Here is a 25,069-nt window from a genome sequence, read left to right on the forward strand (position 1 = left end):
CGTATTAGATTTTTTTGATATAAAGTGCCTTCGGCACCGGATACTACTCGAGGCTGATACTTAATCCCAGACCTCTCAGCTCATGCAACAACACATTGAATGATTCTGGTACTCCGGGATCCGGCAATGAATCACCTTTTACAATATATTCATATGCCTTGGCACGACCTTGTACATCATCTGATTTAATTGTCAGAATTTCCTGCAAGATATTGGATGCTCCAAATGCTTCGAGCGCCCAAACCTCCATCTCACCAAAACGCTGACCACCAAACTGAGCTTTACCACCCAATGGCTGCTGCGTAATAAGTGAATAAGGTCCGATTGAACGAGCGTGCATTTTGTCATCTACCATGTGGCCAAGTTTCAGCATATAAATCACGCCTACTGTGGCTAACTGGTGAAATGGTTCCCCTGTTTCGCCATCAATTAGCTGAGTCTTTCCATATCGTGGTACTTTTGCTTCATCGGTATATTCGTTTATCTCGTCAAGCGATGCACCATCGAAAATTGGTGTAGAGAATTTCACTCCGAGCTCAATACCAGCCCATCCAAGTACTGTTTCATAAATCTGACCAAGGTTCATACGTGAAGGTACACCAAGTGGGTTCAATACAATATCAACCGGTGAACCATCCTCAAGGAAAGGCATGTCTTCTTTACGAACAACTTTAGCAACAATACCTTTATTACCGTGGCGTCCGGCCATTTTATCTCCAACTTTAACCTTACGTTTTTGTGCTACATATACCTTGGCAAGCTGAATAATACCATTGGGTAGTTCATCACCAATTGTTATATTGAATTTTTTCCGTTTAAATTCACCATCAATCTCCATATATTTCACATTGTAGTTGTGAATCAGAGATTCAATGAGATCGTTCTTTTTCTTATCAGTAGTCCACTTCGAAGGGTTAACCTGCAAATAATCAATGTCATTCAACAATTTCTGCGTAAACTTAGTGCCTTTGGCTACTACGTCGTTGCTGAAATAGTCTTTTACACCCTGCGATGTTTTGCCATTAACCATGATGAACAGTTTATCGATAAGCTTATTTCTAAGTTCACCGACTTTACCTTCCATCTCTTTATCAAGTTTTTCAATAAGGACCTTCTCTGCTGATTTAACCTTGCGATCTTTAACTGTACGTGAAAACAACTTTTTGTTTATCACAACACCATAATCAGATGGTCCGGCTTTCAATGATGCATCCTTCACATCACCGGCCTTATCTCCAAATATTGCACGAAGCAGTTTTTCCTCTGGCGAAGGATCAGATTCTCCTTTTGGTGTAATTTTACCAATTAAAATATCACCAGGTTTTATATGAGCTCCGATTCTAATCAAACCATTCTCATCAAGGTCTTTTGTTGCCTCTTCGCTAACATTAGGGATATCAGCAGTAAGTTCCTCCATTCCCCGCTTGGTGTCACGCACTTCCAAAATATGTTCATTAATATGAATAGAAGTAAATACATCTTCACGCACAACGCGATCACTTACCACAATAGCATCCTCGAAGTTGTATCCCTTCCAGGGCATAAATGCCACTTTCAGGTTACGTCCAAGTGCAAGATCACCGCCTTTGGTACCATAACCCTCTGTAAGCACATCGCCTTTCTGAAGTTTTTGTCCTTTATGAACTATGGGGCGTATATTCAGGGATGAATTTTGGTTGGTTTTATGGAACTTATCGAGTCGGTAACGTACAATATCATCATGAAAACTCACAAAACGCTCATCCTCTGTCCTATTGTATCTGATCACCAACTCTTCTGCATCGACATAATCCACTATCCCGTCAGCTTCTGCTACCAGCACATTACGTGAATCAAGAGCTGTTTTGCGTTCAATACCGGTTCCTACAATCGGAGATTCCGCATTAAGCAACGGAACGGCCTGACGCATCATGTTAGAACCCATTAGGGCACGGTTTGCATCATCGTGCTCAAGGAATGGAATGAGTGATGCAGCAATTGAAGCAATTTGGTTAGGCGCAACATCCATCAAATGAATTTCATCTGGTGATGTTACTGGATAATCAGCTTCAAGTCGAGACTTAACGCGATCATTAACAAATTTTCCTTGTTCATCAAGTGGCGCATTGGCCTGAGCAATAATTTGCTCCTCTTCTTCTTCAGCACTTAAATAAACAACCCCCTGGTCTGTCATGTCGACCTGCCCGCTTTGAACTTTACGGTAGGGTGTTTCTATAAATCCTAGTTCGTTAACCTTAGCAAAAACACACATTGAGGAAATCAGACCAATGTTTGGTCCTTCAGGTGTTTCAATGGGGCACAAACGACCATAGTGTGTATAGTGCACGTCACGCACCTCAAAACCGGCTCTTTCTCTCGACAATCCACCTGGTCCGAGTGCAGACATTCTCCGTTTGTGGGTCATCTCAGCCAGTGGGTTGGTCTGATCCATAAACTGAGAGAGTGCATTTGTCCCAAAGAATGAATTAATAACAGAGGAGAGTGTTTTTGAATTAATCAAATCCACAGGTGTAAATACCTCGTTGTCTCTTACATTCATTCTTTCGCGAATCGTGCGGGCCATACGTGCCAAACCAACACCAAATTGGTTATAGAGTTGTTCCCCTACTGTACGTACACGACGATTACTAAGGTGATCAATATCATCAACATCAGCTTTAGAGTTGATAAGTTCGATCAGGTATTTTATAATTAAAATTATATCTTCTTCGGTCAGGATGCGTGTATCCATATCGATATCGGCACCTAACTTTTTATTTAATCTGTAACGCCCTACATCACCAAGATCGTATCGCTTATCAGAAAAGAAAAGCTTATCAATAACGTCCCTGGCAGTAGCCTCATCAGGTGGTTCTGAATTACGCAATTGTCGGTAAATATGCAGTACCGCCTCTTTTTCGGAGTTACAGGGGTCTTTTTGCAGCGTATTGTAAATAATAGCATAGTCGCTTAAGTTTGTATCCTCTTTATGAAGGAGAATAGTTTTAGCGCCAGAATCTATTATTTCTTCAATATGTTCATTTTCAAGTATGGTTTCACGATCGATGATAACCTCGTTTCTTTCAATAGAAACCACCTCTCCTGTATCCTCGTCCACGAAATCTTCGATCCAGCTTTTCAGAACACGGGCAGCCAGTTTGCGTCCAATGGCCTTTTTAAGGCCGGTTTTGGTCACCTTAATTTCATCTGCAAGGTCAAAGATTTCAAGAATATCTTTATCACTCTCAAAACCAATACTTCTTAATAGTGTTGTGACCGGCAATTTCTTTTTTCGATCGATATAAGCATACATGACATTATTGATATCTGTAGCAAATTCGATCCATGAACCTTTAAACGGTATAATTCTGGCCGAATAAAGTTTGGTCCCGTTGGCGTGTACACTCTGTCCAAAGAACACACCCGGCGACCGGTGAAGTTGGCTTACGATAATTCTTTCCGCACCGTTGATAATAAAAGTACCCTTAGGACTCATATAAGGGACCGTGCCAAGATATACATCCTGCACAACCGTATCGAAATCCTCATGTTCGGGGTCGGTACAATAAAGTTTAAGTTTTGCCTTTAGGGGCACACTGTAGGTGAGCCCACGTTCGATACACTCATTAATTGTGTACCTTGGGGGGTCGACCTGATAGTCGAGAAACTCAAGAACAAAGTTGTTCCTGGTATCTGTAATTGGAAAATTTTCCTGAAACACCCTACGTAAACCTTCACTTTTTCTATGAGCCAGGGTAGAATTCAATTGGAAGAACTCATAGAATGATTTCAACTGTATCTCGAGAAAATCGGGATACTCAAGTTGATTTTTAATGGAGGCAAACGAAATCCGTCCGTTGATATTTTGTGTTGAAGCCATACTCAAAGTTAAGATAAATTAAACTGAATAAAAATAACACGAAAAAGGCCTAGAGTCCTCTCTCAGGACTCTAAACCTCATAAATTCAGTTATTTAGGAGTAAATTATTTAATTTCAACTTCCGCTCCAGCTTCTTCTAATTTGTCTTTTAAACCGTCAGCTTCGTCTTTTGATACTCCTTCTTTAATTGCTTTTGGTGCGCCATCAACAACGGCTTTGGCTTCTTTAAGTCCAAGACCTGTTAATTCTTTTACAAGTTTTACAACTTGAAGTTTAGCACCACCGGCTGCTTTAAGTATAACATCGAATTCAGTTTGCTCCTCTGCTGCTGCTTCACCTTCTCCTGCTGGGCCTGCTACAACAGCTGCTGCTGCTGCGGGCTCAATTCCATGTTCTTCTTTCAGGATATCAGCCAATTCGTTTACCTCTTTTACAGTTAAGTTTACCAACTCATCTGCAAGTTTTTTCAAATCTGCCATTTTCCTACAATTTTAATTATTGTTGATTAATCTTTTAATTTTACTTCTTTGATAGTGTTTCGAGAACACCATGAATTTTAGAGCCTCCTGATTGCAATGCTGAGATAACATTTTTAGCTGGTGATTGCAACAGTGAAACGATATCGCCAAGTAGTTCGTCTTTCGACTTGATATTGGCAAGTGCTTCAAGTTGTTCGTCTCCAACATAAACGGCCTCTTCAACAAATGCGCCTTTCAGGATAGGCTTTTTGTGCTTTTTCCGGAACTCTTTCATGAGTTTACCGGGGGCATTACCTACTTGAGTAAACATTACTGAGGTATTGCCTTTAAGTAAATCATAAACCTCGCTATAATCTACATCAGCCTTCTCCATAGCCTTACGTAACAGTGTATTTTTGGCAACAACCAATAATACATCATTTTTAAAGCATACACGGCGAAGGTTCGATGTTTGTTCAGCATTCAACCCTTTGGTATCGGTCAAATAAAAATGACCGTACTCATTAAGTTTTTCTGTTAGCGATTCGATGATTTGTAGCTTATCTTCTCGCTTCATTACTTCGATTCTTTAATTTTGTTAAACATCAAATGACTTCGCATCTACCGGTATACCCATACTCATAGTTGATGAGATAAATACACTTTTCACGTAGGTGCCTTTGGCTGCAGATGGACGAAGTTTCATGATTGTATTCATAAATTCTACCGCATTATCTGCAATTTGTTCGGGACTGAAAGATACTTTACCAATTGAGGTATGGATAATTCCGTATTTGTCAACCTTAAAGTCAATTTTACCCTGTTTGATTTCCTTAATAGCAGGTCCCAAATCCATGGTTACCGTACCACTTTTAGGGTTTGGCATCAAACCACGTGGCCCTAAAACACGGCCCAATGGTCCAACCTTACCCATTACAGGGGGCATTGTGATGACAACATCAAAATCTGTCCATCCACCTTTGATCTTTTCAATGTAATCGTCCAGTCCGACATAATCCGCACCGGCATCTTTAGCTTCTTGCTCCTTATCAGGTGTACAAAGTGCCAATACACGTACTTCTTTACCGGTTCCATGTGGTAACGTAACAACACCACGAACCATTTGATTGGCTTTCCTTGGATCTACACCTAATCGGATGTCCATATCCACAGCTGAATCAAATTTAGTATTGGTAATTTCCTTTACTAGATTTGCTGCTTCTGAGATAGGGTAAGATTTACCAGCTTCGATCTTCTCCTGTGCTATCTTTTGTTTTTTTGTCAGTTTAGCCATTGCTAATAAGATCTTTGTTTGGTTTTAAAATGGGGCATCACCTTTAGTTGTAATACCCATGCTTCTGGCTGTACCTGCAACCATCTTCATTGCAGACTCAACAGTAAAACAATTCAAGTCGGACATTTTCTCTTCTGCAATTTCTTTAACCTGGTCCCAGGTTACAGAAGCTACTTTTTGGCGGTTTGACTCAGCCGAACCGCTTTTCAATTTTGCAGCTTCTTTCAGCATTACTGGAACTGGTGGTTGTTTGACGATAAAATCAAACGATTTATCACCATAAACAGTAATAATTACAGGCAAAACTTTTCCGGCTTTGTTCTGGGTTCTGGCATTAAACTGCTTACAGAACTCCATAATGTTTACACCTTTAGCACCAAGAGCAGGGCCCACGGGTGGTGAAGGATTTGCCGCCCCACCTTTAATTTGCAACTTAATAATTCCTGCAACTTCTTTTGCCATAATTCAAATTAATTCAAAATTTTACTCTTTTTCGACTTGCAAAAATCCCAGTTCTAAAGGGGTTCTGCGCCCGAAAATCTTGACAATAACTTTCAACTTTTTCTTTTCCTCATTGATATTCTCAATAATTCCTGAAAAACCGTTGAAAGGTCCATCAATAACTTTCACAGTTTCACCAACAATATATGGCACATTGATTTCTTCTTCTTTTTCAGAGATTTCATCAACTTTACCTAAAATTCGGTTCATTTCGTTGGGTCGAAGTGGAACGGGTGTACCTTCTTTTGTTCCCAAAAAACCAATTACATTGGTCATATTTTTAATAATATGGGGAACTTCGCCAACTAATATGGCCTCGATAAGTACGTAACCAGGAAAATAAGACCGCTCTTTAGAGATTTTTTTACCATTGCGTATTTGGTAAACTTTTTCAGTGGGAATGAGTACCTGAAAGACGTAATCTTTCAACGTAGAGCTCATCTCACTCTCTAACAGCTCTTTTACTTTTTTTTCCTTACCACTTACCGCACGAACAACGTACCACTTTTTTTCCATCAGAACCTAATTTTCGCCAATCGCTTAGTAAAACATGCTGTAAATAATCTTCATCACATTCGTGAATGAAGTGTCCATCAAATAAATGATGAGCGCTATAATTAAGGAAGCAACCATTACAACTATTGCACTGCTTTGAAGTTCCTTCAATGTCGGCCAGCTCACTTTGTGAACCAACTCTTCATAGACATCTTTAAAATATGTACGAATCTTTCTCATACTTTACAAATTTGCACGGGAGGAGAGACTCGAACTCCCGACACCTGGTTTTGGAGACCAGTGCTCTGCCAACTGAGCTACACCCGTGTATAAAGTGTTCCCTGTTTGAGGGGAACACTTGTAATATTTATTACTCAAGAATTTCAGTTACCTGTCCGGCACCTACTGTGCGGCCACCTTCACGAATTGCAAAACGCAATCCCTGGTCAAGTGCTACAGGATAGATAAGATCAACGGTAATTGTAACGTTATCACCAGGCATAACCATCTCTGTTCCTTCTGGAAGCGTAACAGCACCTGTTACGTCAAGCGTACGCAAGTAGAACTGTGGGCGGTAATTTTTGTGGAATGGAGTGTGACGTCCACCTTCTTCTTTTTTCAACACATATACCTCTGCTTTAAATCTGGTATGAGGTGTGATTGTTTTGGGGTGAGCGATAACCATACCACGCTTAATTTCATTTTTGTCGATACCACGGAGCAGCAGACCAACATTATCACCAGCCTGACCATCGTCAAGAATTTTGCGGAACATTTCCACACCAGTAATAACTGATTTTTTACCTTCTGCACCAAGACCCATGATCTGTACATCGTCGCCAGTGTGAACTACACCAGTTTCGATACGACCAGTGGCAACAGTACCACGACCTGTAATTGAGAATACGTCCTCAACAGGCATTAGGAATGGTTTATCCACATCGCGTTTTGGAAGTGGGATATACTCATCAACAGCGTCCATGAGTTCCATAACTTTTTCTTCCCATTTTTCTTCTCCGTTCAATCCACCAAGAGCAGAACCCTGGATGATAGGAGCATTGTCGCCGTCGAATTCGTAGAAATCAAGCAATTCACGAACTTCCATTTCAACAAGTTCGAGGAGCTCTTCGTCTTCTACCATATCAACTTTATTAAGGAATACTACAATTTTAGGAACGTTTACCTGACGTGCAAGCAGGATGTGCTCGCGAGTCTGAGGCATAGGACCATCAGTTGCAGCCACTACAAGTATAGAACCGTCCATCTGGGCAGCACCTGTTACCATGTTTTTCACATAGTCAGCGTGACCAGGGCAGTCTACGTGAGCGTAGTGACGATTAGCAGTTGTGTACTCTACGTGAGCAGAGTTAATTGTAATTCCACGTTCTTTTTCTTCGGGAGCGTTATCGATAGAATCGAAATCGCGCTCTTCACCAAAACCTTTTTTTGCCAATACTTTTGTAATAGCAGCAGTCAAGGTAGTTTTTCCATGGTCTACGTGACCAATGGTACCGATATTAACGTGTGGTTTGGACCGATCAAATTGTTCTTTTTTAGCCATAACTTCTCAAATTATGATATTTAACTTTCAATGATATTTAATTCTTTCAAACACAAAAATTCGAGCCAATGACGGGAATTGAACCCGTGACCTCTTCCTTACCAAGGAAGCGCTCTACCCCTGAGCTACATCGGCAAAAACCAGAGCGGGAGACGGGATTCAAACCCGCGGCCCTCAGCTTGGAAGGCTGATGCTCTATCAACTGAGCTACTCCCGCTTATGCGCCGCAGCTTCAGCGAAGGTGTACAAACACCCTACCTAAGTAACGACATCCGACTTTGCAAAATGCTTTGCCGGTAAAAGTGGGGAGAGAAGGATTCGAACCTCCGAAGGCGTACGCCAGCAGATTTACAGTCTGCCCCAGTTGACCGCTTTGGTATCTCCCCGATATAAAAATACATTTGCAACCTGAGCCGATGGAGGGATTCGAACCCACGACCTGCTGATTACAAATCAGCTGCTCTGACCAACTGAGCTACATCGGCGTTTTTTAAAGAACCTACCTTCTTGTTTTCAGGGTTGCAAATGTATAACCTTACTTTTTAGCGTCCAAATAAATAATGAACTTTTTTTCTAAATTCCACGAACTTTTTCTTTGTGCTTTTTAATTTGCCGTCTGAGCGCCTCTACAGATTGGTCTGTTGCTTCTTCAAATGTCTTACATTGCTTCTTGGCAAATAGTTCGTTGCCAGGAATGCTTATTTTCATTTCAACAAGTTTATTCTCTGCATTCTGATTTTTACTTAGACGAAGGAACACCTCAACTTCTATGATATTATCAAATACTTGCTCTAGTTTTGAAATTTTAGACTCAATAAATTGAATCAGTTTTTGATCTGCATCGAATTTGATTGAATGAATTTTAACGTCCATAATAACCTCCTTTTTAGATATGTTATGCCCGTGGATGGGCTTGATTGTATGTGCTTTTTAATTTCTGAAAACTATTATGAGTATACACTTCCGTAGCAGCCAGATTCGCATGCCCCAATAACTGTTTTATGGCATTAAGATCGGCACCGGAATTAAGCATCTGGGTGGCAAAAGTATGTCGTAATATATGTGGACTTCGCTTTTGAAGTGTAGCAATCTGACTTATATATTTATTAACTATACGATAAACTAATTTGGGATATAAGGGTTTACCTTTTTCAGTAATAAATAAATTGTGTCCGTCTGCGGAATATTCTTTACGAAAGGTAGTATAGTCTTTTAATTGATTAAGGAGCCATGCAGGAAGTGGCACTAACCGCATTTTATTGCGTTTTCCTGTTACGGTTATCACATCACGGTTGTAATCAATATCCTGTAGTTTGAGATCTATTAATTCCTGCCTGCGCATCCCGGTAAGATAAAACAGGTGTAATATATTTTTGTCTCTCAATCCCTTGAAGTCATTTTCAAAGAATGTATCATTGAAAAGGGTATCGGTCTCTTGCTCTTTTATAAACTGGGGTATTTTCTTTTGCTTTTTTGGTAAGATTGCTCCTGCAGCCGGATTATCTTTAATTACTCCTTCCCGTTGCATAAATCCATAAAAAGCTTTAAGACTTGAAAGTTTTCGGTGAACCGTAACTGAATTTAGTTTTTCGTTCAACAAAAAAATAATCCATCGGCGGATATCTTTAGAAGTTACCGACAATAGATTATTAATTTTTTGATTTTTACAGAACTGTTCAAACTGAATTAAATCAGTTTTGTATGCAGCCACTGTATGTTTGGAGAGGTGTTTTTCGAACACCAAATGATCAAAAAATGCTTTTGGCATATAGGCGGACGGTTTACGTCAAATGTATAAAATTTAACGTAAAAACTACCCGTTTTGTTCCTCGTTTTGCATTTTTTGTTTATAAATAGCTTTAATTTTTTGCTCGCGTCTTTTAGCTGATGGTTTATCGTATTGCTGACGCTGACGTAGTTCTTTAACCACACCAGTTTTTTCAAATTTACGCTTAAACTTCTTCAAAGCGCGATCAATATTCTCCCCTTCTTTTACCGGAATAATAATCATAATATTATCTATTTTATTTTTTCGTTTTAGGGCTGCAAATATATGAACTATTTCAATGAATGCAAAAATTTAAATGATTTTTTCATAATTTACAGCTCTCAATTTTCCGTAAAAACAAGAATCATAAAGTTGGTGATTATTAAATTATTATTAATTTTGACATCCTCAATCCTAACAAACCTATAAACAAGCATATTATGAAAGTATATCAACCAGACGAGCTTAAGAACATTGCCCTGATCGGTAGTGCTGGCTCAGGGAAAACCACCCTCGCGGAGGCCATGCTTTTCGAGGGTGGCGTAGTAAAGAGAAAAGGTGATATCGACAGTAAAAATACTGTATCGGATTATCACGATATTGAACACCAACAAGAACGTAGTATTTTCTCTACAGTTTTATACACTGAATACCAAAACAAAAAGTTAAATCTGATAGATACACCTGGACTTGACGATTTTATTGGTGGAGTAGTTTCATCACTAGCTGTAAGTGACGCTGCGCTGTTTCTTATTAGTGGGCATCAAGGAGTTGAAGTCGGTACTGAAATCATGAGCCGCTATACGAATAAATTTGGAACGCCTATTATTTTCGCAGTAAATCAGCTTGACCACGAAAAAGCCAATTATGATAAAACGGTAGAAGATTTAAAGAGTAAATTTGGCAATAAAGCTGTACAAATACAATATCCGATTAATGCAGGTCTTGAATTTAATGCTGTAATTGATGTCCTTAAAATGAAAATGTACAAATGGGGACCTGAAGGAGGAGAACCATCTATCGAGGACATACCGGAAAGTGAAAAAGATAAAGCAGAAGAATTGCACAATGCATTGGTTGAATCAGCGGCAGAGAATGATGAAGAATTGATGGAGCTTTTCTTTGAAGAGGGCACACTTAATGAGGACCAAATGCGATCAGGCATTAAGAAAGGTGTTATAAACAAAGACTTTTTCCCAATATTCTGCGTTTCGGCCAAAAAAGATATGGGCGTGCGTCGTTTAATGGAGTTCCTGAACAACGTTGCTCCACAAACTTCTGAAATGCCAAAACCTCAAGATTCTGAAGGTAATGAAATAGCAATTGATCCAGAGGGTCCTGCTTCAATTTTTGTTTTTAAAACTTCAGTTGAAGAGCATCTTGGAGAGGTTGCCTATTTTAAAGTCATGAGCGGTAAGATAAAAGAGGGTATGGACCTTATGAATACCCGAAGCGATAATAAAGAACGTCTATCACAGCTTTATTGTGTTGCGGGAAACAACAGGACTAAAGTTGACTCAATGGTTGCAGGAGACATTGGGGCAACTGTAAAACTTAAGGATACAAAAACTAACGATACCCTTAATACAAAAGGATCTGATTGGAAATTTCCGGAAATAAACTTCCCGGAACCAAAATATCGTACTGCGATTGAACCAAAAAACAAGGGTGAAGAAGAAAAAATGGGTGAAATCCTAAACCGTATGGCCGGAGAGGATCCAACATACGTCATTGAGCACTCTAAGGAGCTGAAGCAAGTAATTGTGCATGGACAAGGAGAATTTCACCTAAACACGCTTAAAAAGCAAATCGAAAACCTCGACAAACTAGAGGTTGAATTCATCACTCCCAAAATTCCATATCGCGAAACCATTACCAAATATGCGCAAGCAGACTACCGACACAAAAAACAATCGGGTGGTGCTGGCCAATTTGGAGAGGTTTACATCATAATTGAGCCCTTTAAAGAGGGTATGGGAGATCCAAAATCATATAAAGTAAACGGTAAAGATATTACTGTAACAAATCGTGGCACCGATGAGCATGAATTGCCATGGGGTGGAAAACTTGTATTTGTTAACAGTATTGTTGGTGGATCCATTGATGCGAAATTCCTTCCAGCCATTTTGAAAGGTATTATGGAAAAAATGGAGGAAGGACCGCTTACTGGCTCTTATGCACGCGACATTAGAGTAATTGTATATGATGGCAAGATGCACCCGGTTGATTCAAACGAGATTTCATTCAAGATTGCCGGTATGCAAGCCTTCCGTACAGCATTTAAACAAGCTGCACCAAAGATTCTTGAGCCTATTTACAAAGTAGAGGTAATGGTTCCTTCTGATTTTATGGGTGATGTAATGAGTGACCTGCAGGGTCGTCGCGCCATGATTGAAGGCATGAACAGCGAGGGTGGATATGAGAAAATCACGGCTAAAGTACCTTTAGCAGAGATGAACAAATATTCTACATCGTTGAGTTCATTAACTTCGGGTCAGGCTATGTACACAATGAAGTTTGACGAGTATATGGCAGTTCCTGGAGACATTCAGGATAAACTACTAAAAGAATACGAAGCTGCTCAGGCAGAAGAGGAATAAAACATAACTCAAACTGAAATAAAAAAGAGGATGTTTTACCGGCATCCTCTTTTTTTGTGGGTTAAATAATGTATATTTCTTTTAATTTCCGGCGGTTTTAGAACTAAAAACATGAAAGAAACCTTTCTTTTCAAAGGCTCTTCCATCATAGCCTTTAGCCTTAATTACATAATAGTAAACTCCTGCACCAACATAACTTCCGTTATACTTACCATCCCATGCATCCTGCTCTGTCCATTCTGATCCGCTGAAATGATATACACGTAAACCATAGCGGTTGTATATAAATACTTCAAAACTTTGAATGGAAGTAGATGTCATATCTGTCGGTGCATCAAGCTCTTCATAGTCCCAGCTTTCAATATTTTTAAAATAAAAAATATCGTTTTTCCCATCGTTATTGGGTGTAATTACATTGGGCAGTTTACCGATAAAGGAGTTATAAATGGTAATGTAGAGTCTTTTACGGATAGAATCGACACATGTGCGTTCCTCGTTATTTTGAATAAAAACGCGGCCTTCAGCTTTAAGCTTTACATCGTAATAACCAGGATATTTGTAATTTATGGAGTCAAGGGGTTCATAAAAAGTTGAAGTTCTGAGAATACGATCTGCACCATCCTCCACCCTACTTGAATCATTATAAAATGTCCATTCATAAAGTTCGGCATTGATAGAATTGTTTACGAACCCTAATTTAACGGGAGCTTCAAACTGAAGTGTATCGGGACTAAAACCTTCAATATCTCGAGAAGCATCAAAGTCAGCATCTACAGCGATAGCTTCATACACAACAGAATCAACTTTTGTATGCCCTAAACTATCGGTAACTGTTACCTTAAAGAGATAATTTTCGTAATCGATTGGCGGAGTTGAAAAGTATGGATTCGGTTCCTCTGTCCCAAAATCAAGCGAGTCAAGAATTGTCCATTGCTGCGTTTGCTCATCTAAATAATAATCTTCCCACTCCCAATTAAGTCCGTTTGCAATAGCATAATTATTTTCCAGAGAATCGGGATGAAAGTATAGATAAGATATACCTCCATTAATGCCCTGTATAAAAAGTTCATCGCACGACTCTTCGTAATAGGGCTCTACAATTAAATTATTAAAATAAGCCCAACGGGTAATGGTCGTATCTTTTGTAGTGCCTGTAAACTTCACCTGATAGCCGGGGTAACCTGCCTGCTCTGTGGTTTTAAGTGTCAATTCAGTGGTATCTGCAGCTTCAATTATAAGTTCTTTTTCAATAACTGTTTCGTCTGCATTTCGTCTGATTTTATACCACTGTATAAGTCCTGATCCGGTATAAGGATAATTTGCAGTCATTTCAAGCGTATCACTGAACCCTGTAGGACTGGGTCCAAACACGACATATATACTATCAGAACCTGCAGCGCGCTCATATTCGACTGGCAAAATGGTATCGGCATTACTTACAATTTGCGCAGAAACATTTAATGATACCACAAGGGCAAAAAATATTATTAAAAACCTATGCATTATGGGTGTTTTTCCAAATCAATAATGTTAACGAATAAATACCCCAAAAAGTACCTGAAAAGCCGGTGAACTTTAAAAGTTCACCGGATATATTTATCGTTTTTTTTGTTGCTGCTGTTTAGCCATTTGTTCCATTCGCTGCTGAAATTTGGACTTTTTAGCTGGCTTCTTCTTATTTATGTTGATTTGGGCCCGAATAGCCTTATCATCAATCATTTGCCTAAAGACCCAGGTCTGTAGAATGGTAATCAGCAATGATACAAAGTAGTAATAACTTAACGCAGATGCATAGTTATTGAAGAAAAACAGCATGAATAGTGGCATAATATACATCATGGTTTTCATGCCGGGCATTCCTGTACTTTGTGGGTTATTTTTATTATTCATGTTGATGTAAATAAAGTTCACGATGGTCATCAACAACACGAATAAACTCACATGATCGCCATACCATGGGATTTCAAATGGCAATTGCACAATGGAATCATATGAACTCAGGTCGTCTGCCCACAAGAAGCTTTGCTGACGTAGTTCAATTGATGCCGGAAAGAAGCGGAATAGCGCAATTAAAAACGGCAATTGCAATAACATAGGCAAACAACCTCCCATTGGACTGGCACCTGCTTTTTTGTAGAGGCTCATGGTTGCTTGCTGCTTTTTCATGGCATCCTCTTTCTTGGGAAATTTCTTATTGATTTCATCAATTTCCGGCTTCAGCACACGCATTTTTGCTGTTGACCTGTATGAACGGTAAGTTAGCGGGAACAAACCGGCTTTAATGATCAATGTAAGAATCAGAATTATGATGCCATAGTTAGAAATATATTTCCCAAGCCATTCAAAGAGGTTGATTACAATGAGTTTATTCACCCATCCGAAAATACCCCAACCCAGTGGAAGTAGTTCTTCAAACTCTTTCTCGTGGGATTTAAGGCGTTCATATTTGTTGGGTCCGAAATAGAAATCAAAACTATAATCGCTTTCGCGCTGAGCCATATAAGGCATATATGCTTCGCAAGAGACATATTTCACAAATTGCTGGTCGGCTGTCATTTGCGTTTCAATAAACAGATCGGTAAGTGGCCTTTCAGGAATCAAAATTGAGCTGAAAAATTGCTGTTTAAACGCGACCCATTCAATTTGTTCATTAAGTTTTTCTTCATCATCTCCTGTCTCTGAGAGATAGTCTACATCCCCACCTTTGTAGCGGTAATAAACAGATGAGTTACGCTCTTCCCATTCATAACCTTTTTCGACACTTGGCATGTAGATAGCCCAATCGAAGGAGAGGTAATCGTTTTTAATTATATCGCCCAAATTATGTAAATCTACATCGAATTCCACCATATAATCGTCATGGTGCAGGGTATATTTGTAGTCTACATAACGATTGTCACCAGCACTAAGCCTCATAACCAGTTGCTGACCGCTGTCGGTGCGGGTTTGCTCGTAAGCTTCAAAGTATAATTGTTGCGTTTTAATGGGTACCTGTGCATCATTGGTAACCCAGTTAAACCCAAATTTTGTAGAGTCACCAGAGAACAATTTTAATGGCAGCGAATCATATGTTTGAAATTCTTTAAGACTGACATAATAAGGCCTACCTCCAAGAGAATGAATTTCAATCTCAACCTTTTCATTCTCGAGTGTAAAAGTTTTATTCTCACCTTTTGCTGAGACACCGAAGACACCATATTTTTCCATTAATTTGGTATCAGCAGAATCCTGGCTATGTGTCGAATTCTGGTCAGGAGCAAATGTTGGCTCGGCCTTTTTCTCTGTGCTCCGTTCGATATCCTGCTCTTTTTGCTGCATCTCTTTCTGCTGCTCAACCTGTGCCAGAGAATCGCGTCTTCTGCGTTCACCCTGAATTTCCTCTTCGCTGGGGCTGGCAAAATAGCTCCATGCGATCAAAACCGCCCCAATAAGTAGTATTCCAATAATCGAATTTCTGTCCATCTCTTATTTATGATTTATTTTTTCAACATGATTTACAGCTGCTGCCACAAAACCTACAAATATGGGGTGCGGATTTACAACTGTACTTTTATATTCCGGATGAAATTGAACCCCAACATACCATTCATGTTCAGGGATCTCAACTATTTCAACTAAATCTGTATCTTCATTAATACCTGTAGCAATCATACCCGCCTGCTCAAAGTCATTGAGGTATTTATTATTAAATTCATATCTGTGTCTGTGTCTTTCCCAGGTGTTTTTACTTTTATAGGCCTTTGCAGCCTTTGAGCCATCTTTTAACTGACAGGGATAAGCTCCCAGGCGCATTGTGCCTCCCATATCGAGTATATTTTTCTGATCTTCCATTAGCGCAATCACAGGGTATTCTGTTTTTCGATCCATTTCGGTAGAGTGTGCACCTTTAAAATTAAGTACATTTCTGGCAAATTCTATTACTGCACATTGCATTCCAAGACATACCCCTAAAAACGGAATATTATTTTTTCTGGCATACCGGGCAGCGAGCAATTTACCATCAATACCGCGATGACCAAAACCCGGTGCAATAAGTATACCAGCACAGTCTTTGAATTTTGCTTTCATGTTATTTGAGTCCAACTCCTCAGAATGCACCCAACAAATATTAACTTTTACGTTATTTACAGCTCCTGCGTGCACAAAAGATTCTGAAATGGATTTATAAGCATCGGGTAATTCTACATATTTTCCAACAAGCGCTATTTTTATATCTTTTTTGGGGTTATGCAGTCGGTGCAGGAACTCTTTCCAGGGTTTCAATTCGGGTTCTTCCAGCGGGTCCAGTTCCAATTTTTGCAATGCAATGCGGTCGAGTCCCTCGTCCTGCATTTTTAACGGCACTTCATAAATTGTTTTAACGTCAATAGATTCTATTACTGCATCAATATCTACATTACAAAACAAGGCGACTTTTTGTCGCACATCTTCATTCAGACTATGTTCAGAACGTAGTACAACAACATCTGGCTGCACTCCTGCCTCGAGCAACATTTTCACTGAGTGCTGTGTGGGTTTTGTCTTGAGTTCGCGGCTGGCCGCAAGGTAAGGGACCAACGTTAAATGTATAACCATACTTCTCCGGCCCAGCTCCCATTTTAGCTGCCGCACGGCTTCAATATATGGCAGTGACTCTATGTCACCTACGGTGCCTCCTATTTCTGTAATTACGACATCATATTTATCCCGGTTTCCCAACAATTTTATGCGCCTTTTGATTTCATCGGTTATGTGGGGAATTACCTGAACTGTTTTACCCAAAAAATCGCCACGTCGTTCTTTATCAATTACCGACTGGTATATGCGGCCTGTGGTAACATTATTAGCCTGTGATGTAGCAGCGCTTAAAAACCTTTCGTAATGCCCCAAATCAAGATCTGTTTCGGCTCCATCGTCGGTTACAAAACACTCACCATGCTCATAAGGATTTAAGGTTCCGGGATCCACATTCAGATAAGGATCAAGTTTTTGAATTGTCACTTTGTATCCCCGGGATTGCAGCAGCTTAGCCAGTGAAGCTGAAATTATGCCTTTCCCCAAAGATGAAGTAACACCACCTGTAACGAAAATATAACGTGTATTTGCCACAATATTGAGTTTTATCTAAAATTTAAATGTCATTCCAAAACTAGGTAATATTGGTAACTGATATATTACCTCATTTGCCAATCGATTTACATAAAAAACATTATTCCTGTCATAAACATTGGTCAAGCTGGCTACTAACTCTACCTCAGCATCTCCTTTCAGGTAGAACTTACGCTTGACATTGAAATCTAATCTGTGGTATGCCGTAAGTCGCCGTTCATTAACACCTCCATAAATGGTTCCAATATCTCCGGCTGTATTTGAATAGTCATCGTTCATTGAATTAAGCGATAAACTTTCATAATAAGCGACAGAGGATGTAAATGGCAAGCCGCTACCATAATTCCAACGCATACTGACCACCCAGTTAAGTCTTGCTCCAAAAGTATAAGAGGTGAGTACATTTACGCTCAGTCTTCTGTCGAAGTGTGGAGGATATTCAATTAGCTGGGCTTCCTGGGTGAGGTCGTCATAAAAATAACCGGTACGGTTCACATATCCCCACGATCCTACAGTCCACACATACCAGCGTTTATAATCATATTTCAATGACAAGTCAAACCCGTAAGCATCACCTTGTTCAAACATATAACTGGTTTTAAGAATATCGGGGATATCATTAAAAGCGGTATTCTCACCAAATCTTTTGTTGGGATTTATATTTATCAAGGGATTCATATACTTATAATACGACTCAAAATTCACGGTAATGCGGTTATTTACGTCATATTCAATACCTCCCACAACATGTTTGGCTTTTTGAAGTTTAGTTTCGACTTCTTCACCCCTGAACGAAGCGGGTAAACTCTCGGGTGAGCTTAGAAAACCGTAAAACAAATCTACCACACTCCTTTGTGAATTGGCCGCAATGAGGTTTTGGCTATAGAAACCACCAGAAGCTTTTAAACGCAAGTTCTCAGATATTTTGTATTTCATGCCAAGCCGAGGTTCTAATGATGGCTCGCCCAAAGATGCATAATAGATTAGACGTACACCAGGCTCTACAATAAAGTCGCCCCACTGCCCCTTGAACTGCATAAATGTGCTGTATTCTGCTGTATTCTGCTGGTGATTTACATTAAACCCGTAGGCATTATAGAATGTATAATCTGTGGCATAACTTGAAAAATCGAACCCAAAAGAAATCTCGTTTTTCCCTATAAATGATTTCACACCAAGACCAAAACCAAAATCACGAATACTACTTGTGCTTGGCTGTATTTCACTGGTCTCCATACTAATCTCGTAATCGGAGAAATTTACATGAAAATCAATAATGCTGTTTGATTGTGAAGGTACAACAACGGCAGTTGCACCACCTCCTCCATTGCTCCATTCCAAATCGGTGGTTCCCTGGTAATTTACGCGGTCAGTAAAATTAAATCCAAAAACATTAAATTTATTCCCACTCTCTCCTGTCAATGAAACCTTGCCATAAATATCAGTAAAATTAAATGGCAACCCATCTTCATCAACGTAATCATATATTTTTTTAGATGTTTGTTCCAGGTATGAGTGTTTTAAAGATAGGGCATAAGTAAGCGAACTGGGACTCTCTTTAGTAAATTTTTTGAGAGGGCCTTCCAGCAAAACCCTGGAAGCAAAGGTATTGGCACTCACCTTACCGGAAAACTTCTTTTTATTGCCCTGCCTTGTACGTAAATCCATTATAGAACTTATTCTACCGCCATATTCTGCATTAAAGCCTCCGGTATAGATGTCGGCATTTAATAATAGATCGGTATCGAAAACAGAAAACATACCAATTGAGTGAAATGGGTTGTAAATGGTCATACCATCTAGCAAGACTTTATTGTGTATGGGTGCTCCACCTCTAATATAGAGTTGCCCGCCCTGATCACCGGTAAAAACAACTCCGGGAACAACCTGAATATACTGTGCGATATCTACTTCAGCACCAACAGAAGGAAGCTTCTCAATCTGCCGGGGCGAAATTTTTACGACTGCAGTATGTACCTGATTTTTCATTTCTTCTTTTTCGGCACTCACTACAATGTCCTGAATTGTAATTGATGCCGGTTGTAAATACAAGTTTTTCGTTAAAGGCTTACCCGGAGTAATATCAATATCCACAACCAATGAATCATATCCCAGGTAGGTAACCATAAGCTCGTAACTTCCAGCCGGAACTTTGGTTATGGCATAGAAGCCATTTACATCAGTTGCGGCTCCAAAAGTAGTACCTTTTAAAATTACATTTGTAAACAAAACCGGTTCACCGGTTTCCTTATCAAAAATAAAGCCTTTCACACTGCCGGTTTGAGCAAAAGCACCACTAACATAAAAAAGAGTAACAATCAAAAAAATCTTCTTCATCATAAACGGGTATTTTAACAGCCAGTTCAGCAACACACTGAAAACCAACTGCAAGAGAATTTATTATATCCTAAACGAGCCACAAATTAAACGGGTAGTATTGTTTTAGTCGTCCAGCTCGTCAAGAATATCTAATTTTTTTCGCAGCAAAGATATACGTTTTTTAGCTCTTTCTATTTTTTCCTGAATTTCATCTACAAGTGCATTAGATGATTTGGAATCGTTAAAGAATCCAATATTATTTTCGTAGAGCGTAATTTCGTTTTCCAGATCCTTAATTTTATTGATAATTTTATTACGTTCTGGTGTAATCTTTTTCTTCAAACGTGGATTATCAAGCCAATTTTCAATTTTGTTTCTGAAGTTCATAAGGTTTCGCTTCTCATCTTCAATTTTCATACTATCGAAATGCTTATTGATAGCCTGGCGAAACTCTTTTTGCACTTCGTCTTTCTTATCGAAAGGCACAAAACCTATTTCAGACCACTCTTTTTGGAAATCGCTTAAAGTTTTCAGATCTGCTTCATCGTCGCCGGATAGTTCAAATTGTTTTACTTTTTCAATTAGCTGATTTTTCGCGTCAAGATTGTCATCTTGTCTTTTATCAATATTGGAAAAGAAATCTTTTTTTGCCTCAAAGAAGTGGTCACATGCAGCTCTGAAGCGTTTCCATAATGCTTCTGAGTTTTTGCGTGGCACCGGCCCTGTTTGTTTCCAAATTTTTTGTAATTGTATAAATTCGCCTGTAGTCTTTTTCCAGTCCGTACTATCTTTCATTGCCTCTGCCTGCAGACACAATTCGGCTTTTTTCTCCAGGTTTTCTTGTTCTTCGGCGTGTTTTTCTGCAAAATAAGCGCGCTTGGCATCGAAAAACTTATCGCATGCTGTTTTAAATCGTTGATATATTTCGTTATTGTATTTTTTGGGTGCGAAACCTATGGTTTTCCAGAGTTTTTGAATTTCAATAATTTCCTTGCTTTTTTCTTCCCATTTTTTGGGCTTTACCAGGTTGAGCTTATTGATTTCCTCTACTTTTTTACAAAGCGTCTCTTTAGATTCGAGATTTTTCTGCTGGTCTTTTTTCAGTCCTTCGAAAAACTCCTGATGGCGCTTGTTAATTTTTACTGTAGCCTCTTTAAAACGATCCCAAATTTCTTCTTTTTTCTCGCGTGGTACAGGTCCGATTTCCCGCCACTGCTGATGATACTCCTGCAATATTTTAAAAGCCTTAACTACGCTATCTTTGAGAAGCAATTGTTCTGCTTTCTCACACAAATTAACCTTGGCATCAAGGTTTTTACGTAAATCGAGATCTCTGAGTTCTTTATTAATTTTAACATAGTCATAAAACTGCTCAACCGCAAAGTGGTATTTTTCCCATATACCTTTCACCTCACTCTGAGGTACTTTTCCGATTTCGCGCCATCTGTCCTGCAGAGCCCTAAACTCCTGAAAAGTTTTATTTAAGGATTCCTCTTTATTAATAAGATTTTTTATGCTCTCAATAACTTCGAACCGCGCAGCAAGGTTATCTTCCTTATCTTTTTCAATTTTATCCAGGTAAGCAACTCTTTTGTCTTTGTAGAGCTGCATCAGATTATTGAAATTATCATTTACCGGATCCGGCGAAGGTTGAAAATCCTTTTCGTTGCCTCCTTCTGCAACAAATTCCTCTTTTTGTTTTGCAAGATCCCTTTGATGTTTCTTGTAAAACTGGCTTTTAATTGCCTCAACTCGTTTCCGTATTCTTTGTATTTCAAACTCATTGAGCAACCTCTCAAGCTCTGAAGTCAATTGGTCTTTACTCAATGCTCCATAATCGGAGTAATCTCCCTCATCCTCATCTTCATAAGGACTCTGCGCAGGGGGAAGAAGCTCATCTTGCTCGGAAAAAGATCCTGCAACCTGTTCTTCTTTCTTGTCCGTTGCGTTTTCTTCCTCTTTTTCCTGTTTTTCCTTCTTATCAGCATCTACTGGTGCCTGGTTACCGGAAACAGATTTGGTTTCTTGTGAAACCTCTTCTTTAAATATTTCTTTTTCAACCTCCTTGTTTTCTGACTCTTCAATTTGGTCTTTGGCTGGAGATTGCGCTTCATCAGAAGTGGATTCCTCTGATCCTTCAACTGGTGAAGATGGTGAATCGGTCAAATTTTCATCAGATCGCTGTTTTTCAGGCTCTGATGCATGAGAATTATCATTCTCAGGCGTCTGCGGCTTTTCGTTGAATTCATTCGTATTCATACTACGGCGGTATTTTGCTCTGTTTTATTCAAAAACTGTTACTTTAAACCTTACGAAAATAGATATTTCATCGAAATTCCTCAAAAATATCATGAACTGTTTTCATTTTTTTAAGCATCAAATAAAAATTAGTCAGTGAATTACGTAGAAATAACCGACTTAAAAACTCCACCAGACCATATTTCAAAAGCAAAACAGCGCATTCTGAAACACATTGTAGCCAATGAATTTACCCTCTTGCTATTTTTTGCTAATTTTACACCAAAAAAATGCGCATTGATATACTTGCAGTAATTCCGGAGATGCTTGAAGGTCCGCTCAATAATTCCATTATTAAAAAAGCGCAGGAAAGTGGAACAGCCACCATTAAAATACACAGTCTAAGGAATTACTCAGACAATAAACACAACCGGATTGACGATTACGCCTATAGTGCTGGTGCCGGGATGGTTTTGCGTGTAGAACCTGTTTACAAAGCCATATCGGACCTTAAGTCACAGAGAAAATATGATGAAATTATTTACACTTCACCAGACGGCGAAGTATTTAACCAGCAACAGGCAAACCAACTTTCCACTTACGAAAACATCATTATTTTGTGTGGCCATTATAAAGGAATTGACCAAAGAATAAGAGACCATTTGATTACAAAAGAAATTTCCATAGGCGACTATGTGCTTACTGGCGGAGAACTGGCCGCAGCAATAATTACTGATAGCGTAATAAGATTATTGCCTGGCGCAATGGGCGATGAAACATCGGCACTTACCGATTCCTTTCAGGATGGTCTTTTGGCACCTCCTGTTTACACGCGGCCAGCCGATTTTAATGGATGGAAAGTACCAGATATATTACTTTCAGGAAATGATGCAGCTGTTGAAGAATGGAAAATGCAGCAGGCACTTGAACGCACAAAAAAACTAAGACCCGACCTATTAGATGATTTGGATCATAATAACTAAACAATTTCTTTATGACTTTACTAAAATCAGTTTTGCTACTTGCTCTGTTATTTACAATTTCACTCACACCTGCACAGGACAAATCATTTGCTACCAAAATAATTGATCGTTTGGCTTCCGAAGCTTTTGACGGTCGTGGTTATGTAAACAATGGCGATATTAAAGCTGCCCGTTATATTGCTTCTGAGTTTAAAAATTCCGGGGCTCTACCACTTGGGAAAAGCTATTTACATCCATTTAATATCTCCATTAATACTTTTCCCGATACAGTTTCTGTAAAAGTTGATAAAAAAAACCTAAAAACGGCAAAAGACTTCATGGTTGGTGGGGGGTCAAAGGAAACCAATGGTACTTATGAACTTGTATATATTGACACTACGGAATTAAATAACCTGGCGGATATAAATCAGGATATAAATGATAAAGTTGTTGTGTTGCCTGCTGCTGCAGAAAAAGATAAACGCACCTACAAACTAAATGCAGCAGGATATATTTTCACGCACAAAAATAACCTGTATTGGCGATTAAGCGATGCTGTAGAGGTAAAACCATACTTTTATCTCCATACTTACGATTCACTCATAAATGATTCGAAAACCATAAATGCAAATATCAACAACACTTTTTACGAGAATTACCGTACTGCAAACGTTATGGCAATGATAGAAGGCAGTGCAAAACCTGATTCTTTCTATGTTTTCACAGCTCATTATGATCATCTTGGGCGCATGGGCAGTGAAGTATTTTTCCCCGGGGCAAACGATAATGCCAGTGGCACAGCCATGTTACTCGATATGGCACGCCATTACAGTAAACCAATGAATAAACCAGAGTATTCAATGATTTTCATGGCTTTTGCAGCCGAAGAATGTGGTTTATTTGGATCTGAATATGCTGCAAACAATTCACCTGTTGCGCTAGACAAAATTAAGTTTCTATTTAATCTTGATATGGTTGGATCCGGCAGCGGCGGTATCGGTATGGTAAATGCTAAAGTAGAGCCAAAAGCAGATAGCCTAATCAATGCGATCAACGACGAAAAGAATTACTTTTCGGATATAAGATCAGGAGGAGCCCGCTGCGTGAGCGATCACTGTGCCTTTGCACGAAAAAACGTTCCGGCAATTTTCATATTCACAAGAGGTAAAGAATATATGCACTATCATACCATATCGGATAGTGGGCCTGTACCGCTTACAAAATGGGATGAATTATTTAACCTATTGAATAATTTTATGCGTTTGTATTAATTATGGATCATCTAACAATAATTGATGAAGCAGCCAAATACGTAAAACACAAACTCTTTGATTTCCAAGAGGGCGGACACGACTGGCTGCATACCTACCGGGTTTGGCAAACCACAAAATCACTGGCCATACACACAAAATGCAATAAAACAGTTGCAGAGCTAGGAGCGCTTTTCCATGACATAGCCGATGCTAAATTTACAAATGGAGACGAAACCATTGCAATTAAGCTAACCGAAAACTGGCTGCAACAGGAAAAGTTAGAAAAAAATATTATTTCAGCCGTATTACACATTGTAAAGCATGTTTCGTGGAGAAAACAATACAAATATGATGCTTTGAACTATCCCGAACTTGCTATTGTGCAGGATGCCGACAGGCTCGATGCTATAGGAGCAATTGGTATAGCCAGAGCTTTTAGCTACGGAGGTTTTGCCAAACGACCAATTATTGTTCCAGCTTCAGAAGCAAATCAGTTAAATGGCATAGAAGATACCATCAGCCACTTTTACGAAAAACTTCTGCACATTAAAGATAGCTTGCACACTGAACATGCAAGAGCCTTAGCTCATGAGCGACATGAATTCATGCTTCAGTTTCTCAATCAAATTCATAAGGAAGTTTCATTATCATCGCATGATTATTGAACAGCTGA

The 25,069-nt window shown here is 39.2% G+C and carries 20 protein-coding genes and 5 tRNA genes; 4 read left to right on the top strand and 21 right to left on the bottom strand.

The window, feature by feature from the left end; translation table 11 throughout:
* Positions 1 to 43 precede the first annotated feature (43 nt).
* The 16 genes from rpoB to rpsU form a co-directional block, all read right to left on the bottom strand.
* On the bottom strand, positions 44 to 3,859 hold the full coding sequence (gene rpoB, locus VJ937_RS02750) for a DNA-directed RNA polymerase subunit beta (RefSeq protein WP_324065376.1): 3,816 nt from the start codon (positions 3,857 to 3,859) through the stop codon (positions 44 to 46).
* Between the two features lie 104 nt (positions 3,860 to 3,963).
* Entirely contained in the window at positions 3,964 to 4,338 is a 375-nt protein-coding gene (rplL, locus tag VJ937_RS02755) for a 50S ribosomal protein L7/L12 (protein ID WP_057952284.1), read from the bottom strand.
* A 40-nt stretch (positions 4,339 to 4,378) separates the two neighbouring features.
* On the bottom strand, positions 4,379 to 4,894 hold the full coding sequence (gene rplJ / locus VJ937_RS02760; protein WP_324065377.1) for a 50S ribosomal protein L10: 516 nt from the start codon (positions 4,892 to 4,894) through the stop codon (positions 4,379 to 4,381).
* Positions 4,895 to 4,915: 21 nt separating this feature from the next.
* Positions 4,916 to 5,611: a 50S ribosomal protein L1 gene (gene rplA / locus VJ937_RS02765; protein WP_324065378.1), complete on the bottom strand. Its 696-nt coding sequence runs from the start codon at positions 5,609 to 5,611 to the stop codon at positions 4,916 to 4,918.
* Positions 5,612 to 5,635: 24 nt separating this feature from the next.
* Positions 5,636 to 6,073: a 50S ribosomal protein L11 gene (gene rplK / locus VJ937_RS02770; protein WP_324065379.1), complete on the bottom strand. Its 438-nt coding sequence runs from the start codon at positions 6,071 to 6,073 to the stop codon at positions 5,636 to 5,638.
* 21 nt (positions 6,074 to 6,094) lie between these two features.
* Entirely contained in the window at positions 6,095 to 6,628 is a 534-nt protein-coding gene (gene nusG, locus VJ937_RS02775; protein ID WP_081421451.1) for a transcription termination/antitermination protein NusG, read from the bottom strand.
* A 24-nt stretch (positions 6,629 to 6,652) separates the two neighbouring features.
* Positions 6,653 to 6,847, bottom strand: a complete 195-nt coding sequence (secE, locus tag VJ937_RS02780; protein WP_057952289.1) for a preprotein translocase subunit SecE — start codon at positions 6,845 to 6,847, stop codon at positions 6,653 to 6,655.
* A gap of 14 nt (positions 6,848 to 6,861) precedes the next feature.
* Positions 6,862 to 6,934 (bottom strand) — tRNA-Trp (locus tag VJ937_RS02785).
* 43 nt (positions 6,935 to 6,977) lie between these two features.
* A complete protein-coding gene (gene tuf / locus VJ937_RS02790; protein WP_324065380.1) occupies positions 6,978 to 8,168 on the bottom strand; it encodes an elongation factor Tu in 1,191 nt (396 codons plus the stop codon).
* Between the two features lie 63 nt (positions 8,169 to 8,231).
* Positions 8,232 to 8,303, bottom strand: a tRNA-Thr gene (locus tag VJ937_RS02795).
* A gap of 9 nt (positions 8,304 to 8,312) precedes the next feature.
* Positions 8,313 to 8,385 (bottom strand) — tRNA-Gly (locus VJ937_RS02800).
* 86 nt (positions 8,386 to 8,471) lie between these two features.
* Positions 8,472 to 8,554 (bottom strand) — tRNA-Tyr (locus VJ937_RS02805).
* Positions 8,555 to 8,579: 25 nt separating this feature from the next.
* Positions 8,580 to 8,653 (bottom strand) — tRNA-Thr (locus tag VJ937_RS02810).
* 88 nt (positions 8,654 to 8,741) lie between these two features.
* On the bottom strand, positions 8,742 to 9,041 hold the full coding sequence (hpf, locus tag VJ937_RS02815) for a ribosome hibernation-promoting factor, HPF/YfiA family (RefSeq protein ID WP_324065381.1): 300 nt from the start codon (positions 9,039 to 9,041) through the stop codon (positions 8,742 to 8,744).
* Positions 9,042 to 9,063: 22 nt separating this feature from the next.
* Positions 9,064 to 9,936, bottom strand: coding sequence for a tyrosine-type recombinase/integrase (locus VJ937_RS02820; protein WP_324065382.1), 873 nt, complete (start codon positions 9,934 to 9,936; stop codon positions 9,064 to 9,066).
* Positions 9,937 to 9,981: 45 nt separating this feature from the next.
* On the bottom strand, positions 9,982 to 10,179 hold the full coding sequence (rpsU, locus tag VJ937_RS02825) for a 30S ribosomal protein S21 (protein ID WP_057952293.1): 198 nt from the start codon (positions 10,177 to 10,179) through the stop codon (positions 9,982 to 9,984).
* Between the two features lie 197 nt (positions 10,180 to 10,376).
* Between rpsU and VJ937_RS02830 the strand changes: the two genes are divergently transcribed.
* The gene (locus VJ937_RS02830) at positions 10,377 to 12,536 is read left to right on the top strand and encodes an elongation factor G (RefSeq protein ID WP_324065383.1); all 2,160 of its coding nucleotides are present in this window, start codon (positions 10,377 to 10,379) and stop codon (positions 12,534 to 12,536) included.
* 81 nt (positions 12,537 to 12,617) lie between these two features.
* Here the strand turns inward: VJ937_RS02830 and VJ937_RS02835 are convergent, their stop codons facing one another.
* From VJ937_RS02835 to VJ937_RS02855, 5 genes are all read right to left on the bottom strand, one after another.
* A complete protein-coding gene (locus VJ937_RS02835; RefSeq protein WP_324065384.1) occupies positions 12,618 to 14,039 on the bottom strand; it encodes a gliding motility-associated C-terminal domain-containing protein in 1,422 nt (473 codons plus the stop codon).
* Between the two features lie 93 nt (positions 14,040 to 14,132).
* Positions 14,133 to 15,998 carry a membrane protein insertase YidC gene (gene yidC / locus VJ937_RS02840; RefSeq protein WP_324065385.1) on the bottom strand — a complete coding sequence of 622 codons (1,866 nt, stop codon included), beginning with the start codon at positions 15,996 to 15,998 and terminating at the stop codon, positions 14,133 to 14,135.
* Between the two features lie 3 nt (positions 15,999 to 16,001).
* Complete coding sequence (locus tag VJ937_RS02845) at positions 16,002 to 17,624, bottom strand: CTP synthase (RefSeq protein WP_324065386.1); 1,623 nt, start codon at positions 17,622 to 17,624, stop codon at positions 16,002 to 16,004.
* A 15-nt stretch (positions 17,625 to 17,639) separates the two neighbouring features.
* Positions 17,640 to 19,964 carry a TonB-dependent receptor gene (locus VJ937_RS02850; protein WP_324065387.1) on the bottom strand — a complete coding sequence of 775 codons (2,325 nt, stop codon included), beginning with the start codon at positions 19,962 to 19,964 and terminating at the stop codon, positions 17,640 to 17,642.
* A gap of 102 nt (positions 19,965 to 20,066) precedes the next feature.
* Positions 20,067 to 22,202 (bottom strand): DUF349 domain-containing protein, encoded by a 2,136-nt coding sequence (locus VJ937_RS02855; protein ID WP_324065388.1) that lies wholly within the window; start codon positions 22,200 to 22,202, stop codon positions 20,067 to 20,069.
* Between the two features lie 269 nt (positions 22,203 to 22,471).
* On the opposite strand from VJ937_RS02855, the gene trmD reads away from it, so the two are divergent.
* The 3 genes from trmD to VJ937_RS02870 are packed head-to-tail and all read left to right on the top strand — an operon-like array spanning position 22,472 to position 25,061.
* Positions 22,472 to 23,164 (top strand): tRNA (guanosine(37)-N1)-methyltransferase TrmD, encoded by a 693-nt coding sequence (gene trmD, locus VJ937_RS02860; RefSeq protein ID WP_324065389.1) that lies wholly within the window; start codon positions 22,472 to 22,474, stop codon positions 23,162 to 23,164.
* An 11-nt stretch (positions 23,165 to 23,175) separates the two neighbouring features.
* Positions 23,176 to 24,414 (top strand): M28 family metallopeptidase, encoded by a 1,239-nt coding sequence (locus VJ937_RS02865; protein ID WP_324065391.1) that lies wholly within the window; start codon positions 23,176 to 23,178, stop codon positions 24,412 to 24,414.
* Positions 24,415 to 24,416: 2 nt separating this feature from the next.
* The gene (locus VJ937_RS02870) at positions 24,417 to 25,061 is read left to right on the top strand and encodes an HD domain-containing protein (RefSeq protein WP_324065392.1); all 645 of its coding nucleotides are present in this window, start codon (positions 24,417 to 24,419) and stop codon (positions 25,059 to 25,061) included.
* Positions 25,062 to 25,069 lie beyond the last annotated feature (8 nt).

The organism is Salinivirga sp. (assembly GCF_035268865.1).
Taxonomy (GTDB): domain Bacteria; phylum Bacteroidota; class Bacteroidia; order Bacteroidales; family Salinivirgaceae; genus Salinivirga.

Bases quoted from the DNA above. Each gene is read 5' to 3' on its own strand.
- rpsU (WP_057952293.1), bottom strand. From the start codon at position 10,179: ATGATTATTATTCCGGTAAAAGAAGGGGAGAATATTGATCGCGCTTTG.
- VJ937_RS02830 (WP_324065383.1), top strand. From the start codon at position 10,377: ATGAAAGTATATCAACCAGACGAGCTTAAGAACATTGCCCTGATCGGT.
- hpf (WP_324065381.1), bottom strand. From the start codon at position 9,041: ATGGACGTTAAAATTCATTCAATCAAATTCGATGCAGATCAAAAACTG.
- yidC (WP_324065385.1), bottom strand. From the start codon at position 15,998: ATGGACAGAAATTCGATTATTGGAATACTACTTATTGGGGCGGTTTTG.
- VJ937_RS02855 (WP_324065388.1), bottom strand. From the start codon at position 22,202: ATGAATACGAATGAATTCAACGAAAAGCCGCAGACGCCTGAGAATGAT.
- tuf (WP_324065380.1), bottom strand. From the start codon at position 8,168: ATGGCTAAAAAAGAACAATTTGATCGGTCCAAACCACACGTTAATATC.
- VJ937_RS02850 (WP_324065387.1), bottom strand. From the start codon at position 19,964: ATGATGAAGAAGATTTTTTTGATTGTTACTCTTTTTTATGTTAGTGGT.
- nusG (WP_081421451.1), bottom strand. From the start codon at position 6,628: ATGGAAAAAAAGTGGTACGTTGTTCGTGCGGTAAGTGGTAAGGAAAAA.
- secE (WP_057952289.1), bottom strand. From the start codon at position 6,847: ATGAGAAAGATTCGTACATATTTTAAAGATGTCTATGAAGAGTTGGTT.
- rplA (WP_324065378.1), bottom strand. From the start codon at position 5,611: ATGGCTAAACTGACAAAAAAACAAAAGATAGCACAGGAGAAGATCGAA.
- rplJ (WP_324065377.1), bottom strand. From the start codon at position 4,894: ATGAAGCGAGAAGATAAGCTACAAATCATCGAATCGCTAACAGAAAAA.
- VJ937_RS02820 (WP_324065382.1), bottom strand. From the start codon at position 9,936: ATGCCAAAAGCATTTTTTGATCATTTGGTGTTCGAAAAACACCTCTCC.
- rplK (WP_324065379.1), bottom strand. From the start codon at position 6,073: ATGGCAAAAGAAGTTGCAGGAATTATTAAGTTGCAAATTAAAGGTGGG.
- VJ937_RS02865 (WP_324065391.1), top strand. From the start codon at position 23,176: ATGACTTTACTAAAATCAGTTTTGCTACTTGCTCTGTTATTTACAATT.
- rplL (WP_057952284.1), bottom strand. From the start codon at position 4,338: ATGGCAGATTTGAAAAAACTTGCAGATGAGTTGGTAAACTTAACTGTA.
- VJ937_RS02835 (WP_324065384.1), bottom strand. From the start codon at position 14,039: ATGCATAGGTTTTTAATAATATTTTTTGCCCTTGTGGTATCATTAAAT.
- rpoB (WP_324065376.1), bottom strand. From the start codon at position 3,859: ATGGCTTCAACACAAAATATCAACGGACGGATTTCGTTTGCCTCCATT.
- trmD (WP_324065389.1), top strand. From the start codon at position 22,472: ATGCGCATTGATATACTTGCAGTAATTCCGGAGATGCTTGAAGGTCCG.
- VJ937_RS02870 (WP_324065392.1), top strand. From the start codon at position 24,417: ATGGATCATCTAACAATAATTGATGAAGCAGCCAAATACGTAAAACAC.